Genomic DNA, 18,812 nt, shown 5'->3' with positions numbered 1-18,812 from the left:
AGAGCCCCCATGCGCACCGCACCCCGCATCGTCATCATCGGCGCCGGCATCGTCGGCGCGAACCTCGCCGACGAGCTCGCCCAGCGCGGCGCCACGAACACGCTCGTGCTCGAGCAGGGCCCGCTCGAGACGCCGGGAGGGTCCACCTCCCATGCTCCCGGCCTCGTCTTCTCGACGAATCCCTCGAAGTCGATGACCGCGTTCGCGCAGCAGACCATCGAGAAGTACACGAACCTGAGGGGACCGGACGGCTCCGGATCGTTCCTGGCCGTCGGCGGTCTCGAGCTCGCGACCACCCCCGAGCGGCTGCAGGATCTGCATCGTCGTGCCGGCTGGAACCGCTCCTGGGGAGTCGAGGCGCAGGTGGCCGACACCGACGAGTGCCGTCGGCTCTTCCCGATGGTCGATCCCGAGCCCGTCCTCGGCGGTCTCTGGACGCCCGGGGACGGCCTCGCGCTCGCGCTGAAGGGAACGCGGCTCGTGATCGAGCGCGCGCGAAGAGCCGGGGTCGAGTTCCGCGACCGCACCGCGGTGACGGGCATCGACACCTCGGGCGGCCGCGTGCGCGCCGTGCTCGTGGGGGAAGAGCGCATCCCGGCCGACATCGTCGTCTCCTGCGCCGGGTTCTGGGGCCCGCGGATCGGCGAGATGGCCGGGGTCGACGTGCCGCTGCTGCCGCTCGGCCACCAGTTCGCGATCACCTCGCCCGTGCCGAGCCTCAGGGGGAAGAACGAGCTGCCCAAGGGAGCTTCCGCCCCGATCCTGCGCCATCAGGACCGCGATCTCTACTTCCGCGAGTGGGGCGACCGGATCGGGATCGGCTCGTACGCGCACCGCCCCATGCCCGTCGCCCTCGACGACCTGCCGCAGTACCGCGCCGAGGACATCACCGACGAGGCGATGCCCTCGAGCCTCCCCTTCACGCCGGAGGACTTCGCGGCCGAATGGGAGGAGTCGCAGAGGCTGCTGCCCGAGCTGCGGCAGACCTCGGTCGATCGCGCCTTCAACGGCGTCTTCTCCTTCACGCCGGACGGCGGATCGCTGGTGGGGGAGTCCGCCGGGGTCGACGGGTTCTTCATGGCCGAGGCCGTGTGGGTGACCCACTCGGTCGGCATCTCGCGAGCCCTCGCCGAGGTGATCACGACGGGATCCTCGGAGACCGACCTGTCGGGCCTCGACCTCAACCGCTTCGAGAAGATCCAGACCACGCGCGCCTACGTGGACGAGACGAGCCAGCAGAACTTCGTCGAGATCTACGACATCCTGCATCCCCGCCAGCCGCGGGTCTCGCCGCGCGCCCTCCGGCTCAGTCCGTTCCACCGACGCCAGGTGGAGCTCGGCGCCTTCTTCCTGGAGGCGCACTCCTGGGAGCGGCCGCACTGGTACGAGGCCAACGCCTCGCTGCTGGACGAGCTGCCCCCCGAGTGGGCGGCCCCGCCGCGCGACGACTGGTCGGCGCAGTTCCATTCGCCCGTCGCGGCGTGCGAGGCGTGGAGGACGCGCACCGCCGTCGCGATGTACGACATGACGGCGCTGACGAGCTTCTCGGTGACGGGCCCCGGTGCCGCCGACCTGCTCGACCGTCTGACCACGTCGTCGATGCGGCGCAGGCCCGGCGCGGTCAGCTACACGCTCCTGCTCGACCGGGCAGGCGGCATCACGAGCGACATCACCGTCGCGATCCTCGGCGAGAACGACTACCAGGTGGGCGCCAACGGCAGCATCGATCTCGCCTATCTCGCCCGCGAGGCCAGGCACCAGTCGCAGGAGGACCCCGCGAAGTGGGTCGAGGTGCGCGACATCACGCCCGGGACGTGCTGCATCGGGCTGTGGGGCCCGCTCGCCGGCGAGGTGGCGGCGCGGCTGACGGACGAGGACCTCGGCGCCGAGGAGCTCGGCTACTTCCGCACCCGGAGCGTCACGCTCGCGGGAGTCCCGGTGACGGCCATGCGGCTGTCGTACGTCGGCGAGTTCGGATGGGAGCTGTACACCTCAGCGGACCTGGGGGAGCGGCTGTGGGATGCGATCTTCGCGGCGGGGCAGGAGTACGGCATCGTCGCGGCGGGGCGCGAGGCGTTCGAGTCGCTGCGCCTGGAGAAGGGCTTCCGCTCCTTCGGGACGGACATGACCAGCGAGCACGAACCCGTCCAGGCCGGCATCGGCTTCGCGGTGAAGGCCTCGAAGACGGCGGACTTCGTGGGCAAGGACGCGCTGCCCGCGCGTGCGGCCGCTGCGACGACTCGGCTGACCTGCCTGACCTTCGACGATCCGACGTCGATCGCACTCGGCCTCGAGCCGGTGTTCCTGCCCGGATCCGAGACCGCCGCCGGATACGTCACCAGCGCCGCCTACGGCTACACGCTCGGTCGTGCGATCGCGTATGCCTGGCTGCCCGACCACCTGACGGTCGGCGACTCCGTCGAGGTCGAGTACCTCGGCACGCGCTTCGCGGCGACCGTCGCGGAGGAGCCGCTCTACGATCCCGCCATGGACAGGATCCGTCCCGAGAAGGCGGCGCAGGTGCTCGAGGGCCGGTCGGTGTGAGCGCAGGCGCGGCCGGCGGTGTGACGGACCGTGCGCGCGCCGGATCGGCCCGCCGGCGACAGGCAGCACGTGCGCGCACGGGGTCGGAAGTCGGCGAAACGGGACGGTCGCGGGTACACGTCGGACCGGCCGTCGAAGGGACCGGCGGGACGGGACGGCGGTGTGCTCGCCGTCCGATGCGTGATGGTCGGGGGAGGCGAGGCGCGAACGGCACGTCGGTCGCGCTTCCTCCCTACTTTACATAACGTGCATTATCGGCTCGACGTTTTGAGGGTGGTCCGGGAGGCGGTGAGCCTCCATGGCGCCCGCCGCCTGACCGTCGTCACGGCGACGACCTCGCACCGCCGTCGCGACTTCTGCGTGCGATTCTCGACGCGCTCGTGCACGAGATCGAGTGGCGCATCTCAGTCGGTATATCTGCCGTGAAGCGGTCGAGATCTGGCACTCGATCGCGACTCGATCGTGGCGTCGCATCGGCGTGGTGCCGTGCAGTCGCAGCGCCTGACAGCTCGGCACCCTGCTGCACCGCGGGAAGGCCGAGTGCGGCATCCGGACGGCCACCGGCGCTGTCGACGGTCCGGATGCAGCACTCGGTGCGGCGAGATCGCCGACCTCAGCGGTCACCCTCGACATCGTCCGATGCTGCGAGGACTATCCGACCGCTGTCCAGGAACTCATCCTTCGGGCCGGGGACGTCGAGACCGGCGGAGTCTGCGTCATGCGCGATCTCGAGGGAGTCGACTCCTTTGTCGCCCGGGTACAGCTCGGGCAGAGACGGTGTTCCGCCCGGGCTGAGCCGTCGTCGGATCCGCTGACACGTCTCGTTCATGCTCACTCCGCCCGAAGTCCGGTCAGCACGACTGGTATATCAATGCGGGTCAGGGGCACTGGAGCGTGTGCACTCAGGCTCTGGGGCCGCTCTCCCGCATTCTCGCCGTGATGTGCGCCATGCGCAACGGGGCGAGGCCGGAGAGCATGCGCGGGATCAAGGGCGGGCAGAGCTCAGGCCTCGCCCGGCAGCCGTGCGGTGTCGGCGCCGCTCCCCCGGCCCGCCATGATGAAGAAGGCGCCGGAGATCATCACGCCGCACACCATCGCGATCGCCATCGGCAGCGACGAGTGCGTGCCGGCCACGCCCACCAGCGGCGCCGCGATCGACGCCGCGAAGGAGAAGCCGAGCCCCAGCATCGCCGAGCCCGTCCCGGCGAACTCGCGGGCCTGATCCGCGGCGAGGGCGCCGCCGTTGCCGAAGATCATGCCCTGCGGTGCGACGGTGAAGAAGAACGCCGGCAGCACGATCCATGCCGGGGTGTCCAGGAACAGGCTCCCGATCAGCAGCGCGAAGCTCGCCAGTGACACCACGATCAGGCCCATCCGGATCAGCCTGCGCGGATGGACGGTGCGGGTCAGCCGCGCCGAGAGCAGCGACATCGCCATCATACCCATCGAGTTGATCGCGAAGCTGATCGAGTACTCGCTCGAGGAGAAGCCCAGCATCTCCTGCACCACGAACGACGAGGCGGAGACGTACGCCATCAGCGCGAAGGCCGAGAACGCGTTGACCAGCATGTAGGCGACGAAGATCCGTCGGCCCAGCAGCGTGCGGCAGTTGCGCAGGAAGGTGCGGAAGCCGCCCGAGTGGCGCCGGGAGACCGGCAGCGACTCCGGGATCAGGAAGAGCACGCCGAGCAGCGAGATCAGAGACATCACCGAGATGACCACGAAGATCTCGCGCCACTGCCCGAAGACCAGGATGATCCCGCCGAGCAGCGGGGCGACGATCGGGGCGACGCCGCCCACGCCCTGCATGATGTTCATAATCCGGAACAGCTCGGGGCCGTCGGTCATGTCGATCAGCACCGCGCGACCCAGCACCATCCCGAAGCCGCCGCCGATCCCCTGCAGCACGCGCAGCACCAGCAGCACCTCGACCGAGGGTGCCAGGGCGCAGCCGATCGAGGCGAGCAGGCACAGGACGATGCCGATCAGCAGCGGGCCGCGCCGTCCCATGCGGTCCGAGAGCGGCCCGGCGACGATCTGGCCGCTCGCGGTGCCGAGGAAGAACGCGGTGATCGTCAGCTGCATCCGTGAGGCGGTGGTGCCGAGCTCCCCCGCGACCTCCGGGAAGGCGGGGATGTACATGTCGGTCGCGAGCGGGCCGATCGCGCTCAGCGTGGTCAGCACGACGATCACCATCACGGTGACCTTGGCGCGGGTGCGGCTCAGCTGCTCCTCGTCGGGCAGGTGCGCGAGCTCGCGATCGGCGGGGTCCTCGAGCACGGGGATCGCGCCGGTGATGGTGGGGATCGATCCGGTGACGGTGGGGACGGAACCGGTGGAGGTGGGGCCCGGGCCGGTGGAGGTGGTCGGCTCGGGGCGCGGGTCCTGGGCGGGATCCTCGCGGGGGATGTCGTCGGCGGCGGGGGCCACGGTGCTCCTTCAGGGGATCGGCAGACGACGAGCCGGGAGGAGATCACAGGGATCCCGCCCGGCTCGATCGCACCATTCTAGGGACGCTGTGACCTCTCGTACAGCCACACCAGGCCGACGGCCACGAGGTCCACCACGATGAACACGAGCATGAACGGCCCGCCCATCCCCACGCTGCGGTCGATGACGATGCCGCCGCCCCCGGCGAAGAGCGCACCGACGACCATCATGATCAGGTTGTTCATCACGTGGAAGGCGATCGGCACCTCGAGGCCGCGGCTGATCACGGCCATCGCCGCCATGCACAGCCCGAAGACCGCGTAGTAGCTCAGCAACCACGGATCCACCGACATGTGCACGAAGCCGAAGACGATGTTCGAGGCGATCATGCCGAGGACGAGCGCGGGCCTGACCGCTCGGACCCAGGAGGCGAACAGCGGCATCATCGCCCCGCGGAACAGGAGCTCCTCCCCCGCCGCCTGCAGCGGGGTGGTCAGCAGTGCGACCAGGACCAGCCCGATCGTGGTCGAGGTGATGGCGAACTGCCCGATCCCCGCGGCCGACGGGTCGCCTCCGCGCCGCCGAGGAAGTGCCGCTTCGTCGGCGCCTCGCTCGACCATCGTCGAGCACTCGGGCGCCGACCGTGACCTTCGTCGGGCGGGACGAGGGCCGCAGGTCGGCCGGCCCTTGCGCCTCTCGGCGGGGGCCCGGCGAACACGAGCCTCCCGGCGAGGACGACGATCGCCGCGGTCCGCCGGACGGCCCGGGGCGATCGCTCAGGCGCTTCCGGACTCCTGCTCCGCCAGTCGGCGCTGATAGGTGGGGTCCGTGCGCTTCAGCCAGCGGATCACCGCGGAGGTCACCGGGATCATCGCGTACTGCACGAGCACCTTGTAGAGCACGCCGAGCACTGTGTACTCCACGTACTGCTCGAAGGTGGTGATGCCGATCGCGACCGAGGCGATGGCGCAGAAGATGATGGTGTCCACGAGCTCGCCCAGGCCGCTCGAGGTGAACAGGCGCGCGATCAGGCCCCGCTCCCCCATCCGGCGCTTCATGCGGGAGACGACCAGGGAGTTCAGGGTCTGACCGGCGAGGAAGCCGGCGAGCCCGGCGAGCACGACGATCCAGACCGGCCCGAGCGCGAGCTCGAGGGCCTCCTGCTTGGCGAGGCCGTACTCGTCGGGGAAGGGCGGCAGCGCGATGATCACCTGGTAGCTGAGCGAGGCGAGGATGCTCACGACGAAGGAGGTGAGGATGGCGCGGCGGGCGCTGCGAGGGCCGTACAGCTCGGTGATGATGTCGCCGAGCACATAGGCGAGGGGGAAGAGGAAGAAGCCGCCGTCGGTGATGATCTCGAATCCGGTGCCGGGCACGTCGCCGAAGCTGACGCCCTTGGCGGCTCCGATGCCGGAGAGGATCACGACCGTGACCATGGCGGCCAGGAGGATGTCGAAGTGGGAGGAGCCCCGGTCGGCGTAGACGGCGCCGGCCGGGCGTCCAGACGGCGGAGCGGCGGGGGCGGTGCGGTTCTGTTCAGCAGTCACCGGGGAAGGGTACACAGCGCGACGCCGCCCCGGCCGGTCACGGGACCGTCCGGGGCGGCGCGGGGGTCGACGGGGACTCGCCGGGAGGCGAGTACGTCGGCGGTGTCAGATGCCGGCGGCGTCGTAGTCCGCGTCGGCGACGAAGCTCTCGAACTGGCTCTCGCTGCCGTACCAGAGGTTGGAGTCGCCGGCGAAGGGGCCGGAGTCGGAGTACTGCCACAGCTCCCAGCCCCACCAGCGGCCCGGCAGGGTGCTGGGGCGAGAGGAGCTGTAGGATGCGAGGAAGAGCGGCGAGTTCGTCGGGGTCCAGTCCCCCACCACGTCGTTCCACCAGTGCAGGTTGGTGTAGATCACCGGGCGGCGCCCGGCCTGGTCGCGGTAGCGGATCGAGAAGGCGGAGATCCAGTCCCGCATCTCCTGCTGGCCGAGCCCGTAGTTCCGCGGGAGCCCGGAGTAGGCCTCGAAGTCGACCATGCCCGGGAGGGTGATCCCGTCGCCGGTCCAGCCGCCGCCGTTGTTCAGGAAGAAGTCCACCTGCTCCTCGGGGCCGCCGGAGTCGGGGCGGGCGAAGTGGTAGCCGCCGCGCACGAGCCCTGCGCCGCCGGCGCCGGAGTACTGGTGGGAGAACGCGGGGCTGCGGTAGGAGCGGCCCTCGGTGGTCTTGACGTAGGCGAAGCGGGATCCGGCCGCGGCCTGGGCGGCCCAGTCGACCTCACCCTGCCAGCCGGAGACGTCCTGGCCGTAGATGCCTGCGGCTTGCGCGGCGGGTGCGGCGAGGGCGGCCGTGCCGGTGCCGAGCGCCATGGCGCCGAGCGCTCCGCCGCGCAGCACGCTGCGGCGCGAAGCTCCCGAGGCGGGGTCGACGGTCGGGGCCGGAGGGGCGAGATGGCGGGGACGGTAGGACGACATGGGGAAGCTCCTGGGGAAGGGGACAGCTGCACTGCGAGGAAGAGTGCGACAGGGGTCACACCGCGTCCACCGTAGAGGGGGCCCCCGGGATCGCACCACCGCCCGCCCCCGTTCCGGCGTGTCGCGGCGAAACGGGCGGAAGGTGCGCAGTGCTGCGAAGCGGTCAGTTCGAGCTCGGGGCGATGAAGGCCCTCAGGGTGCCCAGTATCGTGGTCGCCGCGAGCTGTGTGACGTCCCGTCCTTCCAGCTGCTCGCGCACGAGCAGGTCGATGAAGATGCCCATCAGCAGCTGGGCGAGGTCCTCGACGGGCAGCAGCGCCCGCTCCGCCGAGGCCGCCAGGCGTGTGGCCAGGAGTGCCCCGATCTGGTTCCGCATCCGCTCCCGCTGCTCGGCGAGCTCCGCGCGGAGGGCGTCGTCGCGCAGAGAGCGGGCGATCGCGTCGGAATACAGCAGGTACCACTGGCGGCCGAAGGGGCGGATCCCCTCGAACACCGCGAGCATCACCTGCGCGTCGTCGGCCTCGAGTATGGAGCAGCTCTCGTCCGCCTCGACGTCCGCGACCGCGCTCTCCACGGAGCTGTTCGCGATCGCCATGAGCTCGGCGGTCACCTCGTCGAACAGGGCGATGAACACCTCCTCCTTGCTGGAGAAGTTCGAATAGAAGGCCCCGCGCGTGAAGCCGGCCGCCTTCACCAGGTCGTCGACGGTCGCGCCGTCGATGCCCTTCTCGACGAAGACGTCCAGCGAGGCGCGCACGAGCTTGGCGCGGGTGTTCTCCTTGCGTCGCGTGCCCGCCGACTCGGGCAGCGGCTCGAACAGATCGGTCATGGCTCCTCGGATGCGCGACTGACGGACGTCTCGCGCGGTGACGCCCATTGAAGGGGTGCGGCGAGCCCGATAGCATCCCAACGATACATCTTCGTATCGAATTCGCGGACGTCTCGGGCAGGGGTCCGTCGTCGCCCTCGTGCCGAACTCGTCCTGGAGGCCGCGTGTCCTCGTCCCTGTACCGTCTGGGCCTTCTGATGGCCTCCCTGCGCTGGAAGATCGTCGGCGCCTGGGTCGCTCTGCTGGTGATCGTCGGCGGCCTCGCCGTCGTCCTCGGCGGCACCTTCACCGCCGACATCGAGATCCCCGGCACCGAGGGGCAGCGCGGCATCGACACCCTCGCCAACCGCTTCCCCGAGATGGGCGGCACCGCCGGGCAGGTCGTGCTGGTGACCGAGGACGGCTCGAGCGTCGATGAGCATCAGGACGAGATCGACGCGCTCATGGGGGACATCGCCGAGGTCGAGGGCGTCGCGGCCGCCCCCTCCCCCTTCGACGACCTCTCCCCCGGCACGCGCACCGACGACGACACCGCGATCATCGCCCAGTTCCAGATGGAGGGGCAGACCGGCGCTTTCCCCGAGAGCTCCGTCGAGGAGATCCGCTCGCTCGTGGAGGAGGCGGGCACTCCGAGCCTGGAGACGCACCTCGGCGGGCAGGTGCTGCAGAGCGCGGAGGTGCCCTTCGGCGCCGGCGAGGTCTTCGGCATCATCGCCGCCCTGATCATCCTCGCGATCGTCTTCCGCTCGCTGGTCCCCGCCTTCATCCCGATCGTCACCGCGGTCGTCGGCGTGGGCGTGTCGATGCTGGCGCTGGTCGCGCTCTCCGCCGGGGTCGACATCCCCTCGGTCACCACGGCGCTGGGCGCCATGCTCGGCCTCGCCGTCGGCATCGACTACGCCCTGTTCATCCTCTCCCGCCACCGCGACCAGCTCGCCCAGGGTGACGACGTGCACGAGTCGATCGGCAAGTCCCTGGCCACCTCCGGCAGCGCCGTCATCTTCGCCGGCCTCACCGTGATCATCGCGCTGGTGGGCCTGTTCATCACCGGCATCCCCTTCCTCACCGTGATGGGCGTCGCCGCGGCCGCCACGGTGGCGCTGTCCGTCGTGGTGGCGCTGACCATGCTGCCGGCGCTGATGGGCATCCTCGGCGAACGGCTGCGGCCCCGCAGTATCCGGCGCCTGATGGCCGAGAACGAGGGCGCCCTGCCCGAGGCGGGCCCCGCGCGGCGCCCCCGCCGCTCCTTCGGCCGCACCTGGGTGCGCCTGGTGACCAAGGTGCCCGCGCTGACGATCCTGGCGGTCGTGATCGGTGTCGGCGCACTCGCGATCCCGATCAAGGACCTCGAGCTGGCCCTGCCGGACCTGGGCACCGAGCCGGTCGGCACCGATGCGCGCGACACCTACGACCTCGTCTCCGAGGAGTTCGGCCCCGGCTACAACGGTCCGCTGCTGGTCACCGCCGACATCATCAACACCACCGATCCGCTCGCCGTCGTCGACGAGCTCGAGAGCGACATCTCCGAGCTCGACCACGTCAAGGAGATCCAGCTGGCGACCCCCAACCAGGGCGCCGACATGGCCGTGGTGGTCGTGATCCCCGAGGGCGGACCCACCGAGCAGTCCACCAAGGACCTCGTCGCCGATCTGCGCGACAGCGCCGACGGCTGGGAGCAGGACCTCTCGATCTCCGACGTCACCGTCACCGGCGCGACCGCGATCGGCATCGACGTCACCGACAAGCTCTCCGCCGCGCTGCTGCCCTTCGCGCTCTTCGTCGTCGGCCTGTCCCTGATCCTGCTGACGCTCGTCTTCCGCTCCCTGTGGGTGCCGCTGAAGGCGTCGGTCGGCTATCTCTTCTCGGTCGCTGCGGCGTTCGGCGTCACCTCGATGGTGTTCGAGTACGGCTGGTTCAACGGTCCGCTGTTCGTGGACGTCAACGGGCCGGTGGTCTCCTTCATGCCGATCATGGTGATGGGCGTGCTGTTCGGGCTCGCGATGGACTACGAGGTCTTCCTCGTCTCCCGTATGCGCGAGGAGTTCGTGCACACCGGCGACGCGAAGCACTCGATCGAGCGCGGCTTCACCGCCAACGCCCCCGTCGTCACCGCCGCCGCGCTGATCATGGTCTCCGTGTTCGCGGGATTCGTGACCTCGGGCTGGTTCATGCTGCAGCCGATCGCGGTGGCGCTCGCCGTGGGCGTGCTCGTGGACGCCTTCGTGGTGAGGATGACCTTCGTGCCCGCCGTGCTCGCGCTGCTGGGCCGGCACGCCTGGTGGCTGCCGCGCTGGCTCGACCGCCTCCTGCCCACGGTCGACGTCGAGGGCGAGGGCCTGGCCGGGGTGCTCGAGCACCGCCACTGGACCGAGCAGAACGGCCGGCACTCGCTGCGCCTCGAGGACGCGGTCGCTCCCCTGCTCGGCGAGAAGGGGACCCTCGGCCCGCTCACCGGCGCGGTCGCCCCCGGCTCCCTGCTGGTGGTCCGCGCCCCCGACAGCGCCGCCCGCGCGACCTTCCTCGGCCTCGTCGCAGGCCGCGTCGCCCCGGTCTCCGGCGTCCTCGCCGTCCACGACCGGCTCTCCCCCGACGACATCGGGGCCGTGCAGGCCCAGGTCCATTGGATCGGCGCGGACGCCCCGGTGGCGCGTCGCCTCGAGCAGATCGACGGCCGACGCGTCGGCCGCTCCGTGATCGTGATCGAGGAGCTCGAGGACCTCGCCCACGCCGCCGTGTCCGTCGACGACACGCTCGTCGAGCGCCTCGACGCGCTCCTCGCCCGCGGGGCCACGATCGTGGTCGGCTCCCGCGCCGAGCACGCCACCGACGCCGAGCGCCGCCTCCACGCGACCCTGCGGGACCCGCGCCGCATGCTCGCCCTCTCCGTCCAGCGCTCCACCGCCCAGACCCCCGAAGGAGCTCTCGCATGAAGCGCCTCGCCCACCCCCGCACGCTGATCGTCGTCCTGATGCTGCCCCTGCTCGTGGCGGCGCTGGGCATGTGGGCGCTCAGCGGCCGCGTGGACCGGCTCGACGCCGTGCCCGCCGCCGTGGTCAACCTCGACGAGGGCGCGGAGGGGACCGACGCGGACGGAGAGACGCAGACGGTGCCCTTCGGCCGCCTGCTCGCCGGCTCCCTCACCCAGCCCGGCACCGTCGAGGGGCAGGACGCCCCGGAGACCACCGGCTTCGACTGGCAGCTGACCAGCCAGGAGGACGCCGAGGAGGGGCTGAAGGACGGAAGCTACTCGGCCGTCGTCGTCATCCCGAAGGACTTCTCGAAGCACCTCGCCACCCTCGGCACGCCCGAGGCGTCCCGGGCGATCCTCGAGGTCACCACCAACGACGCGAGCGGCCAGATCAACGCCCTGGTGGGCACCGCCGTCGCCGAGGCCTCGGCGAACACCATGGGCGGGCAGATGGCGGAGCAGTACCTCGACCAGCTCTACGTGGGCTTCAACGACCTCGGCGACGGCTTCTCCGATGCGGCCGACGGGGCCGAGGAGCTCGCCGGGGGCACCTCCGAGCTCGCCGACGGCACGGAGGAGCTCGCCGGCGGCACCCGCACCCTCGCGGACGGGACCACCGAGGCCGCCGAGGGCGCCCGGGAGTTCTCGGGCGGCGTGTGGACCTTCGCCGACGGCACCTGGCAGGCCGCCGACGGCAGCCGCACCCTCGCCGACGGGCTCGACGACCTCGCCACCGGCAGCGAGGAGCTCGCCGGCGGCATCGGGGAGCTGCAGACCGGGATGCGCGGCACCGAGGGGCAGCCGGGCCTGCTCACCGGCGTCGAGCAGCTCGCCGCCGGGGTCGAGGGCGACGGCACCGCCGAGAACCCCGGCCTCGAGGCCGGCGCCGACCAGCTCGCCACCGGCCTCGAGCAGTTCGCCGGCGGCGTAGAGCAGACCGGCACCGCCGTCGCGGGCGACGGCACGGAGCAGAACCCGGGCCTCGCCCCCACCGCCCGCCAGGTGGACCAGGGCGTGACCGAGCTCGGCCAGGGCGCCCAGCAGGCGGCCGACGGGCTCCGCGGCACCGAGGACCAGCCCGGCCTCGCCCAGGCCGCCGAGGGCGTGGTCGCCTACGCCGACGGCGTCGACCAGGCCGCGGGCGGGCTGGACACAGCCCTGGACGGCGACGGCACCGCGGACAACCCGGGCATGACGAGCCTGATCGAGGGCGACGGCACAGCGCAGAACCCGGGGATGAAGGCCCTCGCCGTCGGAGACGGCTCCGCCGACGCTCCTGCGGCCGGCTCCATGCAGGCGAACGCCTGCGACCTTGCTGCGCGGTACCCCGATGATCCGCAGGCCGTGGCGCTGTGCCAGCAGGCCGAGGGGATGTCCCGGTCGGTCGAGGGCATGTCCGGCTACGTCGGCGGCGTCGACGAGGCCCGCTCGGGCCTGCACACCGTCGTCGACGGCGACGGCACTGCGCAGAACCCGGGTCTCGCCGCGACCGCCCAGGGCGTCGGCGAGGGCGCGACCGCCGCGGCCGACGGCGTCCAGCAGATCGCCGACGGCATCAACGGCACCGACCAGCAGCCCGGCCTCGTCCAGGGCACCGGGGGCATGGTCACCTATGCCGAGGGGGTCGAGACGGCCTTCGCCGGAGACGGCACCGCCCAGAACCCGGGCCTCACCGAGTCCGCGAACCAGCTCGCCACCGGCGCCCGCGCGAGCGCTGACGGCGCCGGCGAGCTCGTCACCGGCGTGACCGGTCTGCGCGACGGGCTCACCGAGTACGCGAACGGCGTCGACCAGCTCGCCGGCGGCGCGGACCAGCTCGCCGAGGGCACGCGCGGCGCCGCCGACGGCGCCTCCGACCTCGCCGACGGCAGCGAGGAGCTCGCGCTCGGCGCCGGCCGGCTCGGCACCGGTGCGGACCAGCTCGCCGGCGGCAACCAGCAGCTCGCGGACGGGGCCGGGGAGCTCGCTGAGGGCACCGACGAGCTCGCCGAGGGCTCCGGGCAGCTCGCCGAGGGCAGCGAGGAGCTGGCCGGCGGTCTGCGCGAGGGCGCCGACGGCGTGCCCTCCTACAGCGAGGCCGAGCGCCAGCGCATGAGCGAGATGGCCGCCTCCCCCGTCGGCACCGACGCGCAGCGGCAGAACGAGGCGAACGGCGCGGACACCGCGACCTTCCCGTTCGTCACCTCGCTCGCGCTGTGGCTGGGCGCCTTCGGCACCTTCCTGCTGCTGCCGGGGCTCTCGCGCCGCCTGCTGGATCGGGCGATGCCGATGTGGAAGGTGGTGCTGCGCTCCCTCGCCCCGGCGCTGCTGATCGCGGTGGTGCAGACCGTCGCGGTGCTCGCCGTGCTCACGGCGATCGGGATCTCCCCCGTCTCGCCGCTGTCGGTGGGGGTGGTCGCCTTCGCGGGCGCGGTGATGTTCGCGGCGCTGCACCAGACGCTGCTGACGGTGCTCGGCGACCGGATCGGGCGGATCGCCTCGATCGTGCTGATGGTGCTGCAGGTGGTGACCCTGGTGGGGATCGTGCCCGTCGAGACGGCGCCCGAGCTGCTGCAGTCGGTGGGCTCGCTGATGCCGCTGTCGATCGTCACCCAGGGCCTGGTCCATGCGGCGCTCGGCGGGAGCCTGGTCAGCACCACCGGCACGCTGCTGGCGATCCTCGCCTGGGCGGCGGTGTCGCTGCTGGTGACCTTCGCGGCCTCGCGCAAGGCGAGGATCGCTCGACGCTCCTCGCACGTGAGCGTCGTCGGCGCGGTGCCCGCCGCGGCCTGATCCCGCCTACTGGAAGTCCCTGGACCGGCCCGCCGCGGCCAGGTCCAGGGGCTCCACCGCGTCGGCGACGAGGTTCACCGCGCCGGTGCGGTTCTCGACGATGCCGCGCAGCACGATCGCCCGCGCGGTGCGCAGCAGGGCCCGGTGCCGCACCCAGAACCCCTGGGAGCAGACCACGTTGAGGATCCCGGTCTCGTCCTCGAGGCTGAGGAAGGTGACGTTCCCGGCGGTCGCGGGGCGCTGGCGGTGCGTGATCACCCCGGCGACGTGGATCCGGGAGCCGTCCTCCGCCTCCCGGGTGCCGGTGATCGAGAGCACCCCCTCGGCCGTCATCCGTTCCCGCACCAGCGCCATCGGATGGTCCGCGAGGGTGATCCCGGTGGCCCAGGCGTCGGCGGTGGCGAGCTCCGCATCGCTCATCCCCGGCAGCATCGGCGCCTCGGCGCCGACGGCGAGGTGCGGGAGCGTGTCCGGGGACTCCTGCGCGGCGGCGCCCGCCGCCCACAGCGCCTGCCGGCGCGAGCTCGCGAGGCGGTCCAGCGCCCCCGCGGTCGCGAGCGCCTCGAGCTGACGGGCGGTCAGCCGCACCCTCCGCGCCAGGTCCGGGACGGACGCGAAGGGGCCGCCGCGCTCCCGCTCGGCGACGATCTGCTCGGCGGTCTCGGTGGAGATGCCGCGCACCTGGTCCAGGCCCAGCCGGATCGCGGGGCCGCTCGCGGCCCGCTCCCCCTGCACCTGCTCCCCCGGGGTCTCGAGCCGGTACCCGACGTGCTCCTCGTCGGTCTCCAGGTCGGTGCGGGCGCGGGAGGCGAGCACATCCGGGCCGTGGGTGAGCACGCCGTGGCGCCTCGCGTCGGCGACCAGGGACTGCGGGGAGTAGAAGCCCATCGGCTGGGAGCGCAGCAGCGCGGCGGTGAACGCGGCCGGGTAGTGGCACTTGAGATAGGAGCTCGCGTAGACGAGATACGCGAAGGAGTAGGCGTGCGACTCGGGGAAGCCGTAGTTGGCGAAGGCGAGTAGCTTGCGGTGGATCGCCTCGGCGTCCTCCCCGGTGATGCCGTGGCGGGCCATCCCCGTGAACAGCGCATCGGACAGCTCGAGCATCTTCTGGGTGGAGCGCTTGGAGCCCATGGCGCGGCGCAGCTGGTCGGCCTGGGCGGGGGTGAAGTCGGCGACGTCGACCACCATCTGCATCAGCTGCTCCTGGAACAGCGGGATCCCGAGCGTGCGGCCCAGGGACTTCTTCAGCTTCGGATGCAGGTAGGTGACCTCCTCCTCGCCGGCGCGGCGGCGGATGTAGGGGTGGACGGACCCGCCCTGGATGGGGCCGGGCCGGATCAGCGCCACCTCGACCACCAGGTCGTAGAACACCCGCGGCTTCAGCCGCGGCAGGGTGGAGATCTGGGCGCGGGACTCGACCTGGAAGACGCCCACGCTGTCCCCGGCGCAGAGCATGTCGTAGACGGCCGGGTCCTCCTGCGGCAGGGTGCGCAGCTCGAAGTGCTGGCCGTGGTGCTCGGCGACGATCTTCAGCGCATGGTCGAGCGCCGTGAGCATCCCCAGGCCCAGCAGGTCGAACTTCACCAGGCCCGCGTCGGCGCAGTCGTCCTTGTCCCACTGCAGCACGGAGCGGTCCGCCATCGCCGCCCACTGCACCGGGCACACCTCGATCACGGGCCGGTCGGCGAGGACCATCCCGCCGGAGTGGATGCCGAGGTGGCGCGGTGCGTCCCGCAGCTGCTGGGCGAGGGCGATCACGTCCTCGGGAACGTCCGCGTCCTTCAGCGAGGAGAAGGAGCGCTCGATCCGCTTGGCGAAGGCGTCCTGCGCGCCGGGGTCGTAGCCGAGCGCCCTCGCCGCGTCGCGCACCGCGAGCTTCGCCCGGTAGGTGATGACGTTGGCGACCTGCGCGGCGTTCTCCCTCCCGTAGCGCTCGTAGACGTGCTGGATCACCTCCTCCCGGCGGTCCGAGGCGATGTCGATGTCGATGTCCGGCGGGCCGTCCCGCTCCGGGGCGAGGAACCGCTCGAACAGCAGCTCGTGGCCGACGGGTTCGACCGCTGTGATCCCCAGCGCGTAGCAGACCGCGCTGTTGGCGGCGGAGCCGCGGCCCTGGGCGAGGATCCCCTCCCCTGCGCAGAAGTCGACGAGCTCGTGGACGATCAGGAAGTAGCCGGGGAAGTGCAGGTCGGTGATGACCTTCAGCTCGTGGTCGATCTGCGCCCACGCCCCGGGGATCTTCTCGGGAAGGCCCGGTGCGGGCCGCGGCCCGTAGCGCTCGCGCCCCTCGATCTCCACCAGCTCCACCAGCCAGCTCGCCTCGTCGTGCCCGGCGGGGACGGGGAAGGGCGGCAGATCTGGGGCGAGCAGGCGCAGGTCCAGGGCGCAGTCCCGGCCCAGCTGTGCGGCCTGCGCGATCGCGGCGGGATAGCGGGGCAGCAGCTGCGCCATCTCCTCCCCGCTGCGCAGGTGCGCGGGCCGGGAGGCGAGATGGGGGTCGGCGCTCTCCAGCGACCCTCCGGCGCGCAGGGCGGCGTGGGTGTCGGCCAGGTGCTTGTCCGAGGGACGGGCGTAGTGCGCGTTCGTGCTCGCCACCAGCGGCAGCGAGACCGCGTCCAGCCCGTGCGACTCGCGCACCAGGCGGGCGCCCTGGGCGAGCGCGTCGTGGAGCTCGTCGGTCTCTCCCCCGCCGCCGACGATCAGCTCGACGGCGACGTTCCCGGGACCGAACAGCTCCACCAGACGCGCGATCTGCTCCGCGGCGGCATGCGCGGCGCCTTCGAGGTCGCCCTCGGCCAGGCGCGCGCTCGCGGCCCGGGTCACGGCGCCCTTGCGGCAGCCGGTGAGGATCAGCCAGTGCCCCTCCCGGGCGATCCGCGACAGCTCGGCGAGACGGTAGCGGGGCGCGGCCTTCTGCCCGCTACCCAGGTGGGCGCGGGCGATCGCGGCGGAGAGCCGGCGGTACCCGGCCTCGTCCCGCACCAGCACCAGCAGGTGCTCCCCCTCGGGGTCGGGCGTTCCGGTGCGGGATGCGGAGATCACGGGGGTGCTGCTCGCGGTCTCGGCCCCGGGCTCGAGGCCGAGGGTCAGCTCGGCGCCGAACACGGTCGCGATCCCTGCCTCGGCCGCGGCCTTCGCCGCCTGCACCACCCCGGGCAGCCCGTCGTGGTCCACCAGCGCGATCGCACCGAGCCCGAGCCGGGCCGCCTGGATGGCCATGTCCTCGGGGCTCGAGGCGCCGTCGAGGAAGCTGAAGTGGGAGTGGGCGTGCAGCTCCGCGTACTCGACGTGACGGGCAGGGCGGTACGGATCCTCCGCCTGCTTCCCGGTGTGCTCGACGACGATCGGCGGGGAGACCAGCTCGGCGGGACGGTCCGAGAGGACCGCCTCGAGGTCCTTCCACGCGGGCGGGCCCAGGAACCAGCGGGCCATGGTCAGACGCCCCGCGCTGCCGCGCCGTCGTGCAGCGCCCGAGCCGCCCTGCTCGCCACGTCGGCATCCGCGTCCCCGACGCTGGAGGCCTCGTAGCGCAGCTGGTTGCGTGCACGGCGCATCTGATCGAATCGTCGTGCCCCTGACTGCCCTGGAGGCGTGGTCAGCACTGCCCTCAGGAAGCGTCCCAGCGCCTCGTGCTGTCCCGGTCCGTTGGTCGTCCGGTACCCGTAGGCGGCCAGCAGCGCTTCTCCGACGTCATGGGCGGCGTCGTAGGCGAGGTTGTATCGACTCTCCGCCCAGCTGAGGTTGTCGAGGTCCGCGAGACGACGACGGGCCTTCTCCAGAAACAGCTCTGCACGCCGCAGGTCGACGGGCACCTGTTCCAGTCGGCGCGCGGCCACGAGAGCGCGCACTGACTGCTCCTGGTCCGGGTCGAGCGGGGTCAAGGCCATGGCAGCTCTCCGAGGACGGGGACGGTGGGACTGTTCCGCACCCGGGTGTGGAATCCCGAGTCGCGATCGAACTCGCTGCGGGTGGTGATGGTGGGATTGACCGGGCGGTGCACGATCTCCTCGACCCGTCCGCAGGCGTCGTACACCGCATCGGGGTCCGGGGTCCCGATGATCATGAGATCGATGTCGTTCGGAGCAGGACCGTCCACCCGTCGCATCCGTGCGGCGAAGGAGCCGTGGAGGAATGCGCTCTCGATCCCGTGGATCCGGCAGAGCTCGTCCTTCAGCAGCGGAACGGGCCCGGTGGTGATGAGGAGGATCTCCCGCAGGGGGGCGACGAGGGGGCTGTCCGGGTCGGCGCGGAGCAGACGTGTGCGCCCTGCCTGGCGCTCGGTCAGGATCCCCGCCTGGAGAAGTCGGGTGGCTTCCCGATGGACGGAGGGGTACGCCAGTCCGGTCTGCTCGGCGAGCTGGGTGAGACTCCGCTCCTCGTCCTCGAGCATGAGAGCGGACAGCAGACGAGCCTGGCCATCCGATCGGAAGATGGGGGCGAGCAGCGGCGCTTCGGTTCTCATATAACGGAGGATATCCTCCATTATTTTGACACTCAAGAGGTCCCGGACCTCAGTCCCGACCCCCTCTGCCTGCGCTCCTGCTGCTCGTTCCTCGCAGCACGTCGCCTCAGCGGTGCCGTCGGACTGCGCTCCTGCCGCTCGTCCCTCGCAGCACGTCGCGCTAGTCATAGAGCCCCTCCAACGTCCACTCCCCTGCCCGGGACAGAGCGAGCACGGCGACCTCCTCGGCGCTCGCTCCGCGCACCACGAGCTGCAGGCGCGCGCCACGCCTGCCGTCCCGCGCCCACCAGCGCTCGTCGAGCACGACGGGGGCGGCATGGGCGAGCACCTGGCAGCCGGAGCCGGCGCGCA

Annotated in this window: 11 protein-coding genes and 1 pseudogene; 3 read left to right on the top strand and 9 right to left on the bottom strand. The window is 71.8% G+C overall.

Translation table 11 applies throughout. The features are described from left to right. Positions 1–9 precede the first annotated feature (9 nt). Positions 10–2,544 carry a GcvT family protein gene (locus HMPREF3159_RS00330; RefSeq protein WP_070499035.1) on the top strand — a complete coding sequence of 845 codons (2,535 nt, stop codon included), beginning with the start codon at positions 10–12 and terminating at the stop codon, positions 2,542–2,544. A gap of 1,002 nt (positions 2,545–3,546) precedes the next feature. Here the strand turns inward: HMPREF3159_RS00330 and HMPREF3159_RS00320 are convergent. The 5 genes from HMPREF3159_RS00320 to HMPREF3159_RS00300 all read right to left on the bottom strand — a co-directional run bounded on the left by HMPREF3159_RS00320 (position 3,547) and on the right by HMPREF3159_RS00300 (position 8,259). After that, on the bottom strand, positions 3,547–4,974 hold the full coding sequence (locus HMPREF3159_RS00320; RefSeq protein WP_083305718.1) for a multidrug effflux MFS transporter: 1,428 nt from the start codon (positions 4,972–4,974) through the stop codon (positions 3,547–3,549). A 77-nt stretch (positions 4,975–5,051) separates the two neighbouring features. Then, complete coding sequence (locus tag HMPREF3159_RS00315) at positions 5,052–5,594, bottom strand: CPBP family intramembrane glutamic endopeptidase (RefSeq protein WP_246821378.1); 543 nt, start codon at positions 5,592–5,594, stop codon at positions 5,052–5,054. A gap of 156 nt (positions 5,595–5,750) precedes the next feature. Then, the gene (locus tag HMPREF3159_RS00310; RefSeq protein WP_070499066.1) at positions 5,751–6,521 is read right to left on the bottom strand and encodes a queuosine precursor transporter; all 771 of its coding nucleotides are present in this window, start codon (positions 6,519–6,521) and stop codon (positions 5,751–5,753) included. A gap of 105 nt (positions 6,522–6,626) precedes the next feature. Next, positions 6,627–7,430 carry a GH25 family lysozyme gene (locus tag HMPREF3159_RS00305; RefSeq protein WP_070499033.1) on the bottom strand — a complete coding sequence of 268 codons (804 nt, stop codon included), beginning with the start codon at positions 7,428–7,430 and terminating at the stop codon, positions 6,627–6,629. Between the two features lie 163 nt (positions 7,431–7,593). Then, the gene (locus tag HMPREF3159_RS00300) at positions 7,594–8,259 is read right to left on the bottom strand and encodes a TetR/AcrR family transcriptional regulator (protein ID WP_070499032.1); all 666 of its coding nucleotides are present in this window, start codon (positions 8,257–8,259) and stop codon (positions 7,594–7,596) included. Positions 8,260–8,423: 164 nt separating this feature from the next. Between HMPREF3159_RS00300 and HMPREF3159_RS00295 the strand changes: the two genes are divergently transcribed. Together HMPREF3159_RS00295 and HMPREF3159_RS00290 are read left to right on the top strand one after the other, a co-directional pair. Then, the gene (locus tag HMPREF3159_RS00295) at positions 8,424–11,189 is read left to right on the top strand and encodes an MMPL family transporter (protein ID WP_070499031.1); all 2,766 of its coding nucleotides are present in this window, start codon (positions 8,424–8,426) and stop codon (positions 11,187–11,189) included. Further along, on the top strand, positions 11,186–13,999 hold the full coding sequence (locus HMPREF3159_RS00290; RefSeq protein WP_070499030.1) for a YhgE/Pip domain-containing protein: 2,814 nt from the start codon (positions 11,186–11,188) through the stop codon (positions 13,997–13,999). The genes HMPREF3159_RS00295 and HMPREF3159_RS00290 overlap by 4 nt, the downstream gene beginning before the upstream one ends. 6 nt (positions 14,000–14,005) lie before the next feature. Here the strand turns inward: HMPREF3159_RS00290 and HMPREF3159_RS00285 are convergent, their stop codons facing one another. From HMPREF3159_RS00285 to HMPREF3159_RS00270, 4 genes and pseudogenes are all read right to left on the bottom strand, one after another. Next, on the bottom strand, positions 14,006–17,431 hold the full coding sequence (locus HMPREF3159_RS00285) for an error-prone DNA polymerase (protein ID WP_070499029.1): 3,426 nt from the start codon (positions 17,429–17,431) through the stop codon (positions 14,006–14,008). 2 nt (positions 17,432–17,433) lie between these two features. After that, complete coding sequence (locus HMPREF3159_RS00280) at positions 17,434–17,886, bottom strand: hypothetical protein (protein ID WP_070499028.1); 453 nt, start codon at positions 17,884–17,886, stop codon at positions 17,434–17,436. Further along, a complete protein-coding gene (locus tag HMPREF3159_RS00275; protein ID WP_070499027.1) occupies positions 17,877–18,461 on the bottom strand; it encodes a winged helix-turn-helix domain-containing protein in 585 nt (194 codons plus the stop codon). The genes HMPREF3159_RS00280 and HMPREF3159_RS00275 overlap by 10 nt, the downstream gene beginning before the upstream one ends. A gap of 160 nt (positions 18,462–18,621) precedes the next feature. Further along, positions 18,622–18,812, bottom strand: a pseudogene (locus HMPREF3159_RS00270) (DNA polymerase Y family protein); the annotation flags it as partial.

It is taken from the genome of Brachybacterium sp. HMSC06H03, assembly GCF_001807385.1.
In the GTDB taxonomy this organism is placed as follows: Bacteria; Actinomycetota; Actinomycetes; order Actinomycetales; family Dermabacteraceae; genus Brachybacterium; species Brachybacterium conglomeratum.
Note: the sequence above shows the minus strand (reverse complement) of the source record. Positions and strands in the feature narration are given on the sequence as shown.